This is a genomic window from Pseudomonas chlororaphis, from assembly GCA_001023535.1.
Taxonomy (GTDB): Bacteria; Pseudomonadota; Gammaproteobacteria; order Pseudomonadales; family Pseudomonadaceae; genus Aquipseudomonas; species Aquipseudomonas chlororaphis_E.
In genome coordinates, this window is sequence record CP011020.1 from 4,935,911 (window position 1) to 4,951,562 (window position 15,652).

The 15,652-nt window shown below is 62.7% G+C and carries 14 protein-coding genes; 10 read left to right on the plus strand and 4 right to left on the minus strand.

Going from position 1 to position 15,652, the window contains the following annotated elements; translation table 11 throughout:
* The first annotated feature begins 17 nt into the window (after window positions 1-17).
* Window positions 18-659 (plus strand): TetR family transcriptional regulator, encoded by a 642-nt coding sequence (locus VM99_21625; GenBank protein ID AKK00541.1) that lies wholly within the window; start codon window positions 18-20, stop codon window positions 657-659.
* 26 nt (window positions 660-685) lie between these two features.
* On the opposite strand, the gene VM99_21630 is transcribed toward VM99_21625, so the two are convergent.
* Window positions 686-1,759: a hypothetical protein gene (locus VM99_21630; GenBank protein ID AKK00542.1), complete on the minus strand. Its 1,074-nt coding sequence runs from the start codon at window positions 1,757-1,759 to the stop codon at window positions 686-688.
* A 178-nt stretch (window positions 1,760-1,937) separates the two neighbouring features.
* Between VM99_21630 and VM99_21635 the strand changes: the two genes are divergently transcribed.
* The 7 genes from VM99_21635 to VM99_21665 all read left to right on the plus strand — a co-directional run bounded on the left by VM99_21635 (window position 1,938) and on the right by VM99_21665 (window position 9,886).
* A complete protein-coding gene (locus tag VM99_21635) occupies window positions 1,938-4,139 on the plus strand; it encodes a type VI secretion protein ImpA (protein ID AKK00543.1) in 2,202 nt (733 codons plus the stop codon).
* Window positions 4,140-4,153: 14 nt separating this feature from the next.
* Window positions 4,154-4,603, plus strand: a complete 450-nt coding sequence (locus VM99_21640; protein ID AKK00544.1) for a hypothetical protein — start codon at window positions 4,154-4,156, stop codon at window positions 4,601-4,603.
* A 12-nt stretch (window positions 4,604-4,615) separates the two neighbouring features.
* A complete protein-coding gene (locus VM99_21645; GenBank protein AKK00545.1) occupies window positions 4,616-5,758 on the plus strand; it encodes a hypothetical protein in 1,143 nt (380 codons plus the stop codon).
* Entirely contained in the window at window positions 5,755-6,807 is a 1,053-nt protein-coding gene (locus VM99_21650) for a 3-oxoacyl-ACP synthase (GenBank protein AKK00546.1), read from the plus strand. The genes VM99_21645 and VM99_21650 overlap by 4 nt, the downstream gene beginning before the upstream one ends.
* Window positions 6,804-7,718, plus strand: coding sequence for a hypothetical protein (locus VM99_21655; protein AKK00547.1), 915 nt, complete (start codon window positions 6,804-6,806; stop codon window positions 7,716-7,718). Before VM99_21650 ends, VM99_21655 begins: the two co-directional genes overlap by 4 nt.
* 107 nt (window positions 7,719-7,825) lie before the next feature.
* Complete coding sequence (locus VM99_21660; protein AKK01825.1) at window positions 7,826-8,584, plus strand: hypothetical protein; 759 nt, start codon at window positions 7,826-7,828, stop codon at window positions 8,582-8,584.
* Between the two features lie 63 nt (window positions 8,585-8,647).
* Entirely contained in the window at window positions 8,648-9,886 is a 1,239-nt protein-coding gene (locus tag VM99_21665; GenBank protein ID AKK00548.1) for a hypothetical protein, read from the plus strand.
* 29 nt (window positions 9,887-9,915) lie between these two features.
* Here the strand turns inward: VM99_21665 and VM99_21670 are convergent, their stop codons facing one another.
* From VM99_21670 to VM99_21680, 3 genes are all read right to left on the minus strand, one after another.
* Window positions 9,916-10,818, minus strand: coding sequence for a LysR family transcriptional regulator (locus VM99_21670; protein AKK00549.1), 903 nt, complete (start codon window positions 10,816-10,818; stop codon window positions 9,916-9,918).
* A gap of 82 nt (window positions 10,819-10,900) precedes the next feature.
* Complete coding sequence (locus VM99_21675; GenBank protein ID AKK00550.1) at window positions 10,901-12,121, minus strand: MFS transporter; 1,221 nt, start codon at window positions 12,119-12,121, stop codon at window positions 10,901-10,903.
* A 270-nt stretch (window positions 12,122-12,391) separates the two neighbouring features.
* Window positions 12,392-13,309, minus strand: coding sequence for a LysR family transcriptional regulator (locus tag VM99_21680; GenBank protein ID AKK00551.1), 918 nt, complete (start codon window positions 13,307-13,309; stop codon window positions 12,392-12,394).
* Window positions 13,310-13,498: 189 nt separating this feature from the next.
* Between VM99_21680 and VM99_21685 the strand changes: the two genes are divergently transcribed.
* Window positions 13,499-14,248: a short-chain dehydrogenase gene (locus VM99_21685; protein AKK00552.1), complete on the plus strand. Its 750-nt coding sequence runs from the start codon at window positions 13,499-13,501 to the stop codon at window positions 14,246-14,248.
* 99 nt (window positions 14,249-14,347) lie between these two features.
* Window positions 14,348-15,649 (plus strand): MFS transporter permease, encoded by a 1,302-nt coding sequence (locus tag VM99_21690; protein AKK00553.1) that lies wholly within the window; start codon window positions 14,348-14,350, stop codon window positions 15,647-15,649.
* The last annotated feature ends 3 nt before the right edge of the window (window positions 15,650-15,652 follow it).

Below are 15,652 nucleotides of genomic sequence, written 5' to 3' on the forward strand. Positions count from 1 at the left end.
AGCACTCAGGCCAGGCGATGGACGTTACGGATACCAAACCCAAATGGAACCGGCGCAAGGACGCACGCCCCGCCGAGATCATCGACGCGGCGCTGGATGTGTTTGCCGAATGTGGTTTCGCCGCGGCCAAGCTGGGCGACGTGGCGAAGCGCGCCGGCGTGGTCAAAGGCACGCTCTATCGCTACTTCGACACCAAGCAAGACCTGTTTCGTGCCGTTGTGCAGCACGCCGTTTCGATCAACCTGCAAGACATCGAGCAGGTGTCGACAGGCTATCGAGGACCACTGCGCGACCTGGTGCCCCTGATACTCAGCGGTGCGGCCGGACGCCTGGGTGACAGCCGCGTTCCTGCCCTGGCCCGGCTGGTGATCGCTGAAAGCAGAACCTTCCCTGACCTGGCGACGATCTGGCACGACAACGTCGTGGCCCACCTGCTGAAACTGATGACGGGGGTCATTGGCGAGGCGCAACAACGCGGTGAAGTTCGTCCTGGCGACCCGACTCTTTATGCGTTTTCCGTGCTAGGCCCGATGATCGCGGGGGCCTTGTTCAAAGAGATATTCGGCCTGTTCAGTCCCTACGCGCCCGACCTTCAAGCGCTTGCCCGGCAGCATGCCGAGACGGTGATTAGGGGGATGACGGTTCACGGGCGCCCATAGTTGGTCTTGCGTCAAAGCATCTTCAACTAGAGATCATCCGGCCAGTTCTGCCATTTAACCCCATTGATAAGATGCCCCCTGCGAATGAACAAACCACTGTTGAAAGCCCTGAGCAGCCGGTTGTCACCAGGCTCGACGAACTGGCGCTCGTAGGCGTTCGCAACTTTTTTGACATTCCGATCGGAAACCTTGGAAGACACATACTCGATCCCCGCACGTTGGTGGGTACGTTTGTCGAATCGGTAGTTCAAACACCAATTCAAGAGCGGATACGTCCCGCGCTGCGCATCGTCCATTAGAAACCTGTTCAAGTTGCTGGGCGCACGGAAGTCGAGCTTGTCCGTGCATCTGAACGCAACCGATGCGGCATTCGACGGGTCTCCCTCTCTGTCGAACAAATACTCCCAGAGGTATCGCCTGACAGTGTTGGATTGGTCGATGGACGTGATGGGCTGGCGGCTGATCCAGCGTTTGACATTCCTGAACATGGCGCCAGCCTTGGGGCCGAGTTTCAGCCCGATGCCGATCAGGTACCACTGGATTCTGTGGGTATGTTCGCCGTGCTGTGGGCCGGCGCCGAGGTCCTTGAAGGGGCGTCCCGATGCCAGTTGATCGTTGAACAGCGACAGCACGTTGCCCACCAGCAAGTCCGCCGGTAAATGCTTGCTGGAAAAGAATTCCTTGTCGACAGCGAAGCCGTTATCGGCTTCCCAGCGCGATAACACGGTGGTCAGCAGCTTGCTGGTGGTTTTCTTCGCGATCTCGGCCAGTTCATTAAACTCAGCGGGTGTTCCCCTGTTCCATTGTTTCCTCATGCCGCTCAAATGATTGAACAGGTCCAGCAAGGTGTCCGGCGTAATGTCGATGTTCTTGGCGCGTAACGCCCCCTGGGCAGCCATTACGCGCTCTGAGAACAGGATAAATAACTGTTGTTCCAGATACGCCAGCGGGCCCCGACAATTTTCTTCCGCTGACAGAAGCGCTCCTACATCGCAGAAGTCCTGGTAATAGTCGCTGTTTTGAAACGCCTGAGAAAAGTGTTGGGTGAAATCCACCGCTACACTGGCTTCGCTCTGAGCGGGCATCGCGTCATCCTCCATGAGTGGCCTCTTGAGCTTAGCCCGCGGCCACAAAGGTGCACGGTATACGCAAATCACGTCGTCCCCCTCGGCTGGTGCATTTGAAATAACCCCTATAGCTAACGAGCCTAACCAACCCTGTCGTGTCACCTATCTTGAAACACAGTTCAGCGCTGTCTCGGGTCAATGACGAGGCGATATGGAGATCACGCAAAACAACCGCCTGGTGCAAGTCGACAGTCCACTCGGCGGCAATGTCCTGGTGTTGCAGGGTATGGAAGGCAGTGAAGAGCTGGGGCGGTGTTTTCACTATGAGCTGGACCTGACGTCCGAAAACCGCGCGATCACGTTCGATCAGTTGCTGGGCAAGCCGATGGGCCTGGCGCTGGAGCTGCACGACGGAGGCAAGCGGCACTTCCATGGCGTCGTCTGCGGCTGCCGCCAGTTGACCGGCCACGGCCAGTTCGCCGGTTACCGTGTCAGCCTGCGGCCCTGGTTCTGGTTGCTCACACGTACGTCCGACTGCCGGATTTTCCAGAACAAGACCGTCCCGGACATCATCAAGCAGGTGTTTCGCGACCTTGGGTTTTCCGATTTCGAAGACAGCCTGAGCGCCAGCTACCGCGAGTGGGAATACTGCGTGCAGTACCGCGAAACCAGCTTCGACTTCGTCAGTCGACTGATGGAGCAGGAAGGCATCTACTATTACTTCCGACACGAACAGGCGCGCCATGTGCTGGTGCTGGCCGATGCCTACGGCGCCCATTCCACGGTGCCGGACTACGCCTCGGTGCCCTTCTATCCACCCGACCGGCAAATGCGCGAGCGCGATCACTTCTACGACTGGCAACTGGCGCGGGAAGTGCAGCCCGGTTCGCTGGCGTTGAACGACTACGACTTCCAGCGTCCCCGCGCCAGCCTCGAGGTACGCTCAAGTGTCGGCCGCAGCCACAGCAACGGCGACTATCCGCTCTACGACTACCCCGGTGAATACCTGCAAAGCAACGACGGTGAGCACTACGCCCGTACGCGTATCGAAGCCATTCACAGCCAGTTCGAGCGGGTGCAGTTGCGCGGTCTCGCCCGTGGGTTGGGTGCCGGCCATTTGTTCAAGCTGACGGGGTACGACCGGGCGGACCAGAATCGCGAGTACCTGGTGGTGGTCGCACGCTACCAGATCCGCCAGGACCCCTACGAGAGCGGACAATCGGACCTGGCCGAACAGTTCGTCAGCGAGCTGGATTGCATGGACGCCCACCAGGCCTTCCGCCCGCTCCCGCTGACCCCCATGCCTATTGTTCGCGGGCCGCAGACTGCCGTGGTGGTAGGCCCCAGCGGCGAGGAGATCTGGACCGACCAATACGGCCGGGTCAAGGTGCACTTCCATTGGGACCGTCACGACCAGTCCAACGAGAACAGCTCCTGCTGGATTCGCGTGTCCCAGGCCTGGGCCGGCAAAAACTGGGGCGCCATGCACCTGCCACGGATCGGCCAGGAAGTGATCGTCAGTTTCCTGGAAGGTGACCCCGACCGGCCGATCATCACCGGCCGTGTCTACAACGCCGAACAGACCGTGCCCTATGCCCTCCCCGCCAATGCCACCCAGAGCGGTGTGAAAAGCCGTTCCAGCAAGGGCGGCTCGCCGGCCAACTTCAATGAAATCCGCATGGAGGACAAGAAAGGCTCGGAGCAGTTGTTCATCCACGCCGAGAAGAACCAGGACATCGAGGTCGAGAACGACGAAACCCACTGGGTCGGTCATGACCGCCGCAAGACCATCGACAACGACGAGACCGTGCACGTCAAGCACGACCGCACGGAAACGGTGGACAACAACGAGACCATCACCATCGGTGTGAACCGCACCGAGGAGGTCGGCAACCATGAAAAAATCACCATCGGCGTCAATCGTACCGAGAAGGTCGGCAGCAACGAGCACATCACCATCGGAGCGGACCGCACGGAAAAAGTCGGCGCCAACGAGGCCATCACGATTGTGGGCAATCGCACCGAGGATGTCGGCGGCAATGAAACGATCGGGATTGCGGGCAACCGCAACGAAACGGTCAAGGGCAATGAAGGCATCGAGATAAGCGGCAACCAGAGCACCGACGTCACCGGCAACCACAGCACCCACGTCGGCCAGAACGAATCCCGCGATGTCGACCAGAGCCGTACCACCAACATCAAGCAGAACGAAAGCCTGGACGTCGGCAAGCACTTTTCGCTCACCGCCGGTGACTCGATCACCCTGACCACCGGGGCGGCCAGCATCACTCTGAAGAAGGACGGCACCATCATGATCAGCGGCAAGAACATTACTGTCGACGGTTCCGGTGCCATCAAGATCAAGGCCGACAGGAACGTGGTCGTCAAAGGCCAGAAAGTCCTGCAGAACTAACTGGAGCGTGCGCCATGACCGTTTCACAGCCTCTTCCCGCCTGCAAGGACACGCGCCTGGACGGTGTCGTCATCGGTGTGCTGCTGGACGTGCCCAGCGCCGACGCCCCGGTGGTGGGCTTTCCCGGTTGCCCCAATGACACAGGCCTCGCCGCGCGCAGCACCACACCGCTGTGCCGCGAAGACATTGGCGTGCAGCTCGCACTGATGTTCGAGGCGGGCGACCCGGCGCGACCACTGGTGATCGGTCGCATCCAGCGTTCGCCGCCAACCAGCGTGCCGCCGGTGGCCCAACTGGACGGCGAGCGCATGGAGTTCATCGCCGAACGGGAAATCGTCCTGCGCTGTGGCAAGGCCAGCATCACCCTCACCCGCGAAGGCAAGGTGCTGATCCGAGGAGCCTACCTGTCCAGCCGCTCCACCGGTGTGAACCGTATCAAGGGCGGTTCCGTCCAGATCAACTGAGACCGTCATGCCATGGAATGGATAAACAAGACCCGCCTGGCCAGTGGCTACACGAGCGCAACCGACAAGACCGGCCGCGAGTGGCTGGTCATGGTCGCGAAAGGCACCTATGGCATCCCCGTGCATCCCGTGCACGAGCCCCGGCTGCTGGACGAGCAGGTGCTGCTGGTCACGGCCGATGTGTTCCCCGGCGACCCCGGGGAGTCAGCGGCGTCTTACGAAAACGACTTTGCCCTTTACAAGCCACGCTGCGATGTCTTGCTCAATGGGCATTGCCACGCCCCTGATGGCGTGCCGGCCACCGATGTGAACGTTGCCATGAAGATCGGCTCGCTGGTCAAGGCCTTCAAAGTGGTCGGGCCACGCATTTATGAAGCGGGCGCCTTCTCCTACGCGGTCGGCAGGCCGCTTCCATTCACCAGGATGCCGATCACCTATGCCCAGGCCTTTGGCGGCGTGGACCGGACGGCGGTAGACCCGACGAAGCACTCGTGGTACCCGTGGAACCCGGTGGGGGTCGGCTACCACCCCGGCGCCGATCCCACGCAGCTCAATGGCCTGCCGCTGCCCACTACCGAAGAGCTGGACCAGCCCGTGACTGCGCCCGACGGTCATTACAAACCGATGGCGTTGGGTCCCGTGGGACGGGCCTGGCGGCAGCGGGTCCAATGGGCCGGCACGTACGATCAGAAATGGCTCGATCAGCAGTTTCCGTTTCTGCCGGAGGATTTTGACGTGCGCTACTTCCAGAGTGCGCCGCAAGACCAGCAAATGGACTACCCGCAAGGGGGTGAGCAGGTGGCGCTGCTCAACCTTGACGACAAGGGCCGCTCGGCATTCAGGCTTCCGGCCCATTTGAAACTGCCGATGCTGATCCTCCTGCACGATGGCAGCACCCGGGAAAGCGCAGCCGTCGTCGACACAGTCATTCTCGAACCTGACGCCAGGCGATTCACCCTGACGTGGCGAGCGTCATCGCCGCTTGGGCGCAACATCAGGGAGGTCGCCCGCGTCATCGTCGGGCAGACAGCCCGTCAGTTCGAACAGGCCAAGGCCTACGAAGAACGCATGCGGGGCAAGCAACACTTCGAGTCACTGGATCAGCTCATTGCCTGGACGAAAGAAGCCTATCCGCCTTCGGAACACACCCTATGACGCCGCCCCTGTTCATCACCGGCACGGGCATGGTCAGCCCGGTGGGCCTGTGCGTTGCCAGTGCCTGTGCCGCCAGGCGCGCAGGCCTTTCAGCGCTTTCGGAACTGCCGTTCCTGGACAACGACGGCGAGCCCATCATCGGCGCGGCGGTGCCCACCCTGGACCTGGATTTGCCGGCCTCGCCGCGCCTGTCCAAACTCTTTATGCAGGCGCTCGCCGAACTGATACAGAACGCGCCAACACAGGACTTCAAGGAGGTGCCCTTGCTCCTGTGCCTGGCTGAACCCGAACGTCCGGGTGTCGATATCAGGGCATTGGCCCAGACCATTCTTCAGGATCTCGCCACGCGGCTGGGCATACAGTTGCACCCCGGCCTGTCGAAAGTCATCCCGTGCGGCCATGTGGCCGGCCTGCGCGCCCTGCATGAAGCCAGTCGCTTGATCTTCGAAGCGGGCGTCCCCGCTTGCGTGGTGGGCGGAGTCGACTCGCTGCTCAACGCATCGACACTGCAGTGGCTGGACCAACATCGCCGGTTGAAGACCAGCACTCACGTGGACGGGCTGTTTCCAGGCGAAGCCGCCGCGGCCGTGCTGGTCCAGGCCCGCCGGCAAGCGGACACCTGCCTGCAAATCTGTGGCCTGGGATTTGGCCAGGAACAGGCACCTTTGCTGTCGTGCAAGCCCTTTCGGGCAGAGGGCCTGGCCGAGGCCGCGCGGGCTGCGCTGGCACAGTCGAACCTGGGACTGCACCAGATTGACCTGCGCCTGTCCGATGCCACGGGGGAGCAATACGGGTTCAAGGAAATCCCCCTGATGGAAGCCCGGCTGTGGCGCACGGTGAGAAAAGAGAACCAGCCTCTCTGGCACTGGGCGCAGGCCATGGGCGACACCGGAGCGGTGGCCGGCATCGCCCAGTTGATCCTCGCCGACCAAGCGTTGCGCAAGGGCTATGCACCAGGCAGCACCGCGATCTGCTTGACCAGCGCCTTGCAAGGCGCACGGGCCGTTGCAGTCGTGCGTGACCCACGTCAATCAGGGGGTGCCTCATGAGCTGCGAGGTCTACGCAAACGGCGATGAGATTGCCTGCAAGGCAGGCGATGGCAAAGTCATCGCGGCATTTCCGGATGTCTGCCTGACCCCTCCGCCGCCGCCGGCAGGCCCCATTCCGGTCCCCTACCCGGACACTTCATTTTCCAAGGACATGAAGAAAGGCAGCCGCACGGTCAAGATCAAGAACAAGGAGGTGATGCTGAAAAACCTTTCGTTCTACAAAACTTCACCGCTGGGTGACGAACCGGCGACAAGAAGCCAGGGCGCCGGTGTCATCACCCACGTCATCACCGGCAAGACCTACTTTATTTCATGGTCGATGGACGTGCTGTTCGAAGGCCAGAACGTCGACCGGCACACCGACCTCACCACCTCGAACCACGCCAGCCCGGCGGCCAATGCGGCAGTGCCGATGGTCAATACCGCCAAGTACGCCCCGGTCCAGCAAGACGCCAAGGTGGCGGGCAAACACAAATGTGAATGCTGCGGCGGCACGGCGCATTCCAAGGCCCAAGCGAACGGTGAATTCATGTCGGAGGAACAATTCTATGGCACGGCCCAGAACCCCGGGAACGCCGCCCTCCTCGCCAAGGTCCGGGCCAACCCCCAGTGCCGGCACCTGCTGCCTCCTGCCGGGAAAAAACCCAGTGGATGCAACAAGTACTACGTCACCAGCAAGCGGGAGAAAAGTAACATCGAGACGGACTGGACGATAAACCGGCCAGCCTACATGGAGTGGAAAGGCGTGGGCCAGGGAGAGCCTGTGGCGCACAGGGTGCCCAAGGCCGCCGGGGGGTGTCCGGCGGGGCAAGGAAACCTTGCGCCCACGGGCAAGAAGTGCGAGAAACTCGAAGGCGAGTTGAGTACGCTCCAAGAGGCGCGCATCAACAGTTTCCCAAGGCCCGCATGATGAAAGCCAGCATCTACACGTACACCCAGAGACCGGACTTCCTTCAGGACTGCTTCTATTGGAAGGGGCGCGGATACCACTACGCCGGCCCCGTCCCGGCGCAAGTATTGTCACCTGAGGGGTGGCGCAGCGATGACCCGTGGCTGGCGCTGGCTTCGATCCTGGAGAGTGCCAAGCGTGGCGATTACAGCCATGTGTCACACCTGCGCCAATGGATCCTGGACAAGGATTGCGCGCCAACACTGGTCTCGGCCTGCCTTGGCCTGACCGCCGATGCCGGCCTGGACAGCGACCTGGAGTTCCTCGCCGAACTCATGCTCGAAGCCCCACCGTACCTTCGCATCGAGGCGTGCCTGGCGGCCCAGTGGTCGGGAGTGCTGTGGCTGATCCCGTTCATGGTCGAGGCGTGGCGAACGCTGCCGCGGCGGGCCGACCGGGCGGCCGTGGAGGCCAACCTGACCAACCTGCTGGACCCTGTCGAAAACGAACCCGAATTCTTTGACAGCGGCTTGAGCGACAGCCAATACAAAGATGCGGTCGACGCACGCCTGCGCGAACTGCAGAACGCTTATGGCAGCGACCGGTGTTCGATTTCCGGCGGCGAGCCCATCGACCTGAACAAACAAGCCTGGCTGATGCGAAAGGCGCTGATGCCTGGTGACACCGAGACGTGGATCGACTGGAGCAACTTCCTCGTCTGGAGACGCAAGTTCGAAGTGTACAGCGGTGTCGACTGTTCCAGCTTCTACGCCAGGAACGGCGACTTTCAGCCGCTCAATGCCGCGGCCATCCTGGATCGCTACCTTGCATCGCCCCAGCCCTTTGAGGTGGGTAAGCGCTATTTCTTTGGCCACCCGCTGCCCTAGCAGGCTCCCAAGCGGCTGGCTGACGTCTACGCTGGAAGCAGACACGCGCAAGACAGAGACGTCATGGCCTCCATCTCAACAATGATCGAACAACACGCCGAAGAGGCCTGCTTTCTCATTCTCCTGCACGACTACGCCGTGCGTGCGCCCCACTACGATCTCGATGACCTCGGCAACCTGGACGAACGGATCGACGCCCATCTCGATGGGCTGCGCATCGCCGGTCCGGAGGGACTGGAGGTGTTGCTGGCCCAGTTGGGTCCACACTCGGTCGGTGAACTGTTCGCCTGTGTGGTGCTGGCCTTCCAGTCGGCCAATGCGAAGGTGTTGTCACGACTCAGCGAGCAGGTGCGAGGCGCCGCGGAAACGGAGCGTGGCTACCTGATGGCTTTGGGCTGGCTGGACTGGGCGTGTGTCTCGCCCTGGATCGACCGCATGCTCGCCTCCTCCGAACCGTTGTTCCGACGCCTCGGCCTGGCTGCCTGCGGAATGCATCGTCGCGACCCTGGCCAGGCCCTGCCAAGCGAGCTGGCCCAGGCTGAACCCAGTGTCCTGGCGCGCGCCGCTCGAACGGCCGGCGAGTTGCGTCGGCGTGACCTGCTGCCAATGCTTCAGGCCCATCGCCGGCATCCGGATGCAGGCGTGCGTTTCTGGAGCCAGTGGGCCTGCGCGCAGATGGGCGATGAACAAGCCTTGGAAAGCCTGCGCCCGTTCGCCGAGCAACCGGGGGAGTACCAGTACCGCGCGCTGTGTGTGTTGTTGGTCTGGCAGCCGCGCGACCTCAGCATTGCCTGGATCCGCCAGGTGCTGCAGAACCCTGCACAACAGCGCATCGGCCTCCAGGCCCTGGGCTTGCTGGGTGACCCGGTCAGCGTGCCGTGGCTGATCCAGCAAATGAGCGAGCCGCCCTGCGCCCGCCTGGCTGGCGAGGCTTTCAGCCTGATCACCGGCGCTGATCTGGGGCTGCTCGATCTGGAGCGGCGGGACCCGCCGGATTTCGATGCAGGCCCCAACGACGACCCGGCAGACCCACAGGTCGCCATGGACCCCGACGAAGACTTGCCGTGGCCCGATCCGCCGTCAGTCGCCGCCTGGTGGCAGGCCCATGAAAGCGAGTTCCAACCGGGCATCGGCTACACGCTGGGCTTGCCCCAGAGCGAAAACAGTTACCGCAAAGCCCTTGTCCACGGCCAGCAACGCCAGCGCCTGGCGGCGGCCTGTGGCATCGCCCGCTATCGACCGACCGAGGTGCTGTTCCCCACCAGTGCACCGGCGCGACGACAACGGCAGTTATTGCGCTAACGCCCAAGGCATGGCTGCGCGGGCCGCTTTCACGCCGCGGCCAGAATCTCCTGGAGAAACCCGATGAACACGTTGATGCGGCTCGAACCACGATGATTGGGCAGGTACAACGCGTTGATGCAGGTGCTGGCACTGCCCGGATTGACCTCGTATTGCTCCAGCAGCCGGATCAATCGGCCTTGGGCGACATCCTCGCGCACCAGCCAGTCGGCCAGCAGCGTCACGCCGCCGCCGGCAATAGCGGCCTCGCGCAGGATATCGGCGTTGTTGCTGTGCAAGCGTCCCCGCACATTCAGCGAGAGGGTTTCACCGCTGGCCCGGAACGTCCATTGCGGGTGGGTGCCGCCATAATCGAAGCGCAGGCATTGATGTTCAAGCAAGTCGTGGGGATGAGCGGGTACGCCATGGCGCTGCAGGTAACTGGGGCTTGCCAGCACCCAGCGTTGGAAGCCGCCGAGCCGTTTGCTGACGATCTCTTCGCTGACAACCGTCGACCCCAAGCGCACCGACACGTCGATCTGCTCGCTCAACAGATCGCCCACCTGGTCGTTCAGCGACAGGCTGATCTCCAGGCCTGGATGGCGCTCCAGCAAACGGCTCAAGTGCGGTGCGATGATGCGACGACCGAATTCCACCGGCACGCTGACTCGCAGCGCCCCCTTGGCCTCGTTTCCCCGGTCGGCGACGAAGGCATCGGCTTCATCCATGGCTTCCAGAATCGCCACGGCTTTTTCGAAATAGGCCTGCCCGGCAGTCGTGACGCTGATGTGGCGGGTCGTCCGGTTGAGCAGGCTGGCCCCCAGCGCCTGTTCCAACCCCGCGACCTGGCGGGTGACCGACGAAGTGGCGATGCCAAGTTTGCGCGCCGCCGAGGAGTAACCGCCGCAGCGCACGGTCTCGACAAACATCTTCAGGGCCAGCAACTTGTCCATGAATGGCTTCCGATCAAGAACGAACGGTGCCGATTGTGCATCACCGTTGGCCCGCCGTCTTGCCGCACGGTGCGTCACCACACTATTGGCCGTGGGCCACTGGCGCCGCGTGGACCCCGCGCGCCAAGAACAGCACCAGCGCCAGAGCTGGAATCACGGCCACCGCGAGGGCCGAGACGGTCCAGCCAAATTGCTCGTAGAGTGGACTGGCGACCAGCGAGCCCAAGGCACCCCCCACGAAGATGCTGGTCATGTACACCGCATTGAGCCGCGCCCGGCTGTGGGGGTCGAGGGCGTATACCTCGCGTTGCCCCAGTACCATGCTCAGTTGCACGGCGAAATCCAGCAGCACGGCGCACGCCACCAAGCCAACATAGCCGTGGCCGGGCAATGCCGCGATCAGCAAGGAAATCGGTGCCAGTAACAGCGCCACCCGCGTGCCCTTGCGACCGTGGCCGGCATCGGCCAGGCGCCCGGCGATGGGCGCTGCGATCGCGCCCACTGCGCCCACCAAGGCAAACAGCGCGACCTGGGTCTGGTCGAAGCCGTGGTTGCGCATCAATTCGATGGGGGCGATGGTCCAGAACAGGCTGAAGCTGGCGAACAACAACCCTTGGTACAGCGAGCGCTCACGCAAGACCGCATGCCGCCGCGCCAAAGCCAGTACCGAACCGATCAACGCCGCATAACTGGCCCGATGAGTGGGTTCCCGGCGTGGCAAAGCCACGGCCGTGACCGATGCGATAAGCGCCATCAAGGCCGCCGCGCTGAAAAATACCCCACGCCAGCCGAACGCTTCGACCAGCAGGCTCGACAGCGGCCGCGACAGGAGGATCCCCAGCAGCAGGCCGCTCATGATGTTGCCCACCACGCGACCACGGCTGGCCTCCGGCGCCAGATGCGCCGCCAATGGCACGAGGATCTGCACGGCCACCGAGGTCAGGCCGATCAACAGCGAAAAAACCAGGAACATCGAGGGCGTCTGGGACAGCCCGGCCAACAACAGGCTGACACCCGCCGCCAGTGTAAGCCCCACCACCAGACGCCGGTTTTCCAGAAGGTCGGCCAGCGGCACCAGGAACAACAGTCCCAGGGCGTAGCCGAACTGCGTGAGCGACACGATCAGGCTCGCCTTGGCACTGGACAGGCCGATCTGCGGCGCGATCAGCTCGACGATCGGCTGCGCATAGTAAAGATTGGCCACGACCGCGCCGCAGCAGAATGCCAGGAACGCGACCATCAGGCCGGACAGCGAAGCACTCGTTTTGGCAGGGGCCGTAGCCGCTGGATTGCCCGTGAGCATGATGACACCTCGTCAAGATAAGGAAGTGTCATCCAGGCTAAAGATCGGCGTGCATCAGGAGAATCCGTGCTTCGGGCAACACAGTGATGCGCCGCGCGCAACGACGGGCTTGTGGTGGCGGGCAGGTGCAAAGGGGTTGGATCAGGGGCCGCTTTCGCGAGCAAGCTCGCTCCCACAAAGAGGAGTGGTGTCCTGTGGGAGCGAGCTTGCTCGCGAAGGCGCCATCGAGGCCACGCACACATCCGACAGCGAGTGAATCCTCACCCCCGCTCAGAACACAAAGCCATGCCCCAGCTCACTCTCCATCCACTCCAGGAAGCGCCTGACCCTGGGAAACCCCGAGTGCGCCTTGGGAAACACCAGGTGATGCGCCGCCACCGGCGCGCTCAGGGTCTGCGGCGCGACCTCGACCAGTGACCCGCTGGCCAGGTACTTCTGGGCCAGCAGCGTGCTTTCCAGGGCAAAGCCCAGGCCATGGCTCGCGGCTTCCAACGTCATGTACGACCGGTCGAAGCTCAACGCGTAGGGCTTTTCCGGGCGTGACAGACCGTGCTGGGCGAACCACTCCGGCCACTTGAGCAGTGTGGCCTCGGAAAGGATCAAGTCTTTTTCCAGCAGGTCCGTCGCGCTGACGATGCGGTGCCGGGCGAGCAACGCGGGAGACGCCAGGACCGCAAAAGTCTCGTTGCGCACGGTGCGAACTTCGTAGCTCGGCCAATTGGGCTGGCCATGGCGGATATCGACGTCGATCTTGTCCCGGCTGAAGTGCAGCGACTCGTACGAGCAGGACAGGTTGATCTGGATATCCGGATGGCTCAGGCGAAACGCCTCCAGGCGCGGCATCAGCCAGAGCAAGCCGAAACTGGGTGCGGAATGCAGCCTGAGGCAGTCGAGGCTGATGTCGCTGGAGGCCCGTTCTGTCGCAACTTCCAGGCTGTGCAACAGCCCAGAGATGTCTTTGAGGTACTGCTCGCCCACCGGGGTCAGCGTGACGCCACGGGCGGCGCGAACGAAGAGCTGGCGGCCTATCATCGCCTCCAGTTTCGCCAACTGGTGACTGATGGCCGAGGGCGTCAGGTCCAGCACTTCGGCCGCCCTGGCCAGGTTGCCAAAGCGAGCAGTTTGCTCGAAGGCCTGAATAGCTCTCAACGGTGGCAGGTTCGCTGGCGCATTATCGTCATCGCGCATAGAGGCTCCGCGCATATTTATTGTGGTTTCAGGGGCCACCTGCATTCAAACATCCACGGCGCGGTTTGACGAGAGGTGAATTTTCTTCACCTACCAGTGAAGTTTGCGTTATTGCTCGTGGCCCTGGGTCGGAACACTCTGAATCATCGATCACCTATCGAACCATAAAAACAATCAGAGGAACCGCTCATGCTGCTTCAAGGCAAAATCGCAATCATCACCGGCGCCGCATCGGAACGTGGCATCGGTCGGGCCACCGCCGTGACCTTCGCCCGACAAGGGGCGCGCGTGGTGATCCTGGACCTGGATGAGTCCGCCGCACGTGACGCCGCGGCGTCCCTGGGCGAAGGTCATCTGGGCCTGGCTGCCAACGTCGCCGACGAAACCCAGGTCAAGCAGGCCGTCGCCCAGGTTCTCGAACATTTCGGCCGCATCGACGTGCTGGTCAACAACGCAGGCATCACCCAACCCATCAAGACACTGGACATTCGCCCCGGCGACTACGACAAAGTGCTCGACGTCAGCCTGCGTGGCACGCTGTTGATGTCCCAGGCAGTCATTCCAGGCATGCGGGCGCGATCGTCGGGCAGCATCGTGTGCATGTCCTCGGTATCGGCGCAGCGCGGGGGCGGCATTTTCGGCGGCCCTCATTACAGCGCCGCCAAGGCCGGCGTATTGGGCCTGGGCAAAGCCATGGCCCGGGAATTCGGGCCGGACGGGATCCGGGTGAACTCGATTGCCCCCGGCCTGATCCACACCGACATCACCGGTGGCCTGATGCAGGATGAGCGGCGTCACGCGATCATCGAAGGTATCCCGCTGGGACGCCTGGGTGCCGCCCAGGATGTGGCCAACGCCGCGCTGTTCCTCGCCAGCGACCTCTCCTCCTACCTCACAGGCATTACGCTGGATGTCAACGGCGGCATGCTGATTCACTGATGACACGTGAGCAGGTCGGCAACGGCCTGCGCTGTTCTGGATCGATGACACGCCGGCGATCACGCCCGGCGGTCTATAAAAACAAGAGATCGGACCATCATGATCACCACCCTGACGCTCGACGCGGTCTCGACCGTGCGCTCCACTGCCTACCGCAAGACGGCCTGGCGCCTGATGCCGTTCCTGATGCTGTGCTATCTGTGCGCCTACCTGGACCGGGTCAATGTGGGGTTCGCCAAACTCCAGATGATGAATGACCTGGCCCTCAGTGAAACCGTGTATGGCCTGGGCGCCGGCATGTTCTTCCTGGGCTATTTTCTCTGCGAAGTGCCCAGCAACCTGATTCTCCACAAGGTCGGCGCCCGCCGCTGGATCGCCCGGATCATGATCTCCTGGGGGATCATCTCCGCCCTCTTCGCCTTCGTCGAGACCGCCTGGCAGTTCTATGCCTTGCGCTTTCTGCTGGGGGTGGCCGAAGCAGGCCTGGCGCCGGGTCTGTTGCTGTACCTGACCTATTGGTTTCCGTCCTATCGGCGCGCCAGGATGACGGTCCTGTGGTTCATCGCCATTCCGCTGTCAGGCATGATCGGCGGCCCGCTGTCCGGCTGGATCATGAACCAGTTCGCCGGTTTCCATGGCTGGAGCGGCTGGCAATGGATGTTTGTCATCGAAGCCATTCCGACCGTCGTCGTCGGCTTGCTGGTGCTGTCCTACCTGAAAGATGGGGTGCATCAGGCCACCTGGCTGACCGATGATGAAAAAGCGCTGGTCACTCAGGAGCTCGCCGAGGACAACCGCTGCAAGGTCACCCATGCCTCGCCACGGGAATTCATCCGCGATCGGCGCCTGTGGTTGCTCGCCGGGATCTACTTCTGCGTCGTCATGGGGCAGTACGCGATCACCTTCTGGCTACCGACGCTGGTCCGCAACGCCGGGGTCTCCGATCCCTTGCACATCGGCCTGCTGACCAGCCTGCCCTACCTGTGCGCAATCGTCGCCATGCTGCTGATGGGCCGCAGCGGCGACAAGCACCGCGAGCGTCGCTGGCACCTGGTGGCCCCCATGATCGCCGGCGCCATAGGCCTGGCGCTGGCCGCCCTGCTCGGCACCAACCTAGTGCTCTCGATCCTGAGCCTGTGCCTCGCGGCAGCCGGCGTGCTATCGGCCTCGTCACTGTTCTGGATGCTGCCGACCACGCTGCTCGGCGGGGTGTCCGCCGCGGCCGGCATCGCCGGCATCAACAGCTTCGCCAACCTGGCGGGTTTCTGCTCGCCGTACCTGATCGGCTGGATCACCACCACAACGGGCTCCAGCGCCATCGGCATGTACCTGATCACCGGGGTGTTGTGCCTCGGCGCCTGCCTGGTCCTGCGCATCCCCGCCGCCTCGGTCAATCGTTAAGTT

Excerpts from the sequence above, each read along its gene's own strand:
- VM99_21625 (AKK00541.1), top strand. The coding sequence starts at position 18 with ATGGACGTTACGGATACCAAACCCAAATGGAACCGGCGCAAGGACGCA.
- VM99_21630 (AKK00542.1), bottom strand. The coding sequence starts at position 1,759 with ATGGAGGATGACGCGATGCCCGCTCAGAGCGAAGCCAGTGTAGCGGTG.
- VM99_21635 (AKK00543.1), top strand. The coding sequence starts at position 1,938 with ATGGAGATCACGCAAAACAACCGCCTGGTGCAAGTCGACAGTCCACTC.
- VM99_21640 (AKK00544.1), top strand. The coding sequence starts at position 4,154 with ATGACCGTTTCACAGCCTCTTCCCGCCTGCAAGGACACGCGCCTGGAC.
- VM99_21645 (AKK00545.1), top strand. The coding sequence starts at position 4,616 with ATGGAATGGATAAACAAGACCCGCCTGGCCAGTGGCTACACGAGCGCA.
- VM99_21650 (AKK00546.1), top strand. The coding sequence starts at position 5,755 with ATGACGCCGCCCCTGTTCATCACCGGCACGGGCATGGTCAGCCCGGTG.
- VM99_21655 (AKK00547.1), top strand. The coding sequence starts at position 6,804 with ATGAGCTGCGAGGTCTACGCAAACGGCGATGAGATTGCCTGCAAGGCA.
- VM99_21665 (AKK00548.1), top strand. The coding sequence starts at position 8,648 with ATGGCCTCCATCTCAACAATGATCGAACAACACGCCGAAGAGGCCTGC.
- VM99_21670 (AKK00549.1), bottom strand. The coding sequence starts at position 10,818 with ATGGACAAGTTGCTGGCCCTGAAGATGTTTGTCGAGACCGTGCGCTGC.
- VM99_21675 (AKK00550.1), bottom strand. The coding sequence starts at position 12,121 with ATGCTCACGGGCAATCCAGCGGCTACGGCCCCTGCCAAAACGAGTGCT.
- VM99_21680 (AKK00551.1), bottom strand. The coding sequence starts at position 13,309 with ATGCGCGATGACGATAATGCGCCAGCGAACCTGCCACCGTTGAGAGCT.
- VM99_21685 (AKK00552.1), top strand. The coding sequence starts at position 13,499 with ATGCTGCTTCAAGGCAAAATCGCAATCATCACCGGCGCCGCATCGGAA.
- VM99_21690 (AKK00553.1), top strand. The coding sequence starts at position 14,348 with ATGATCACCACCCTGACGCTCGACGCGGTCTCGACCGTGCGCTCCACT.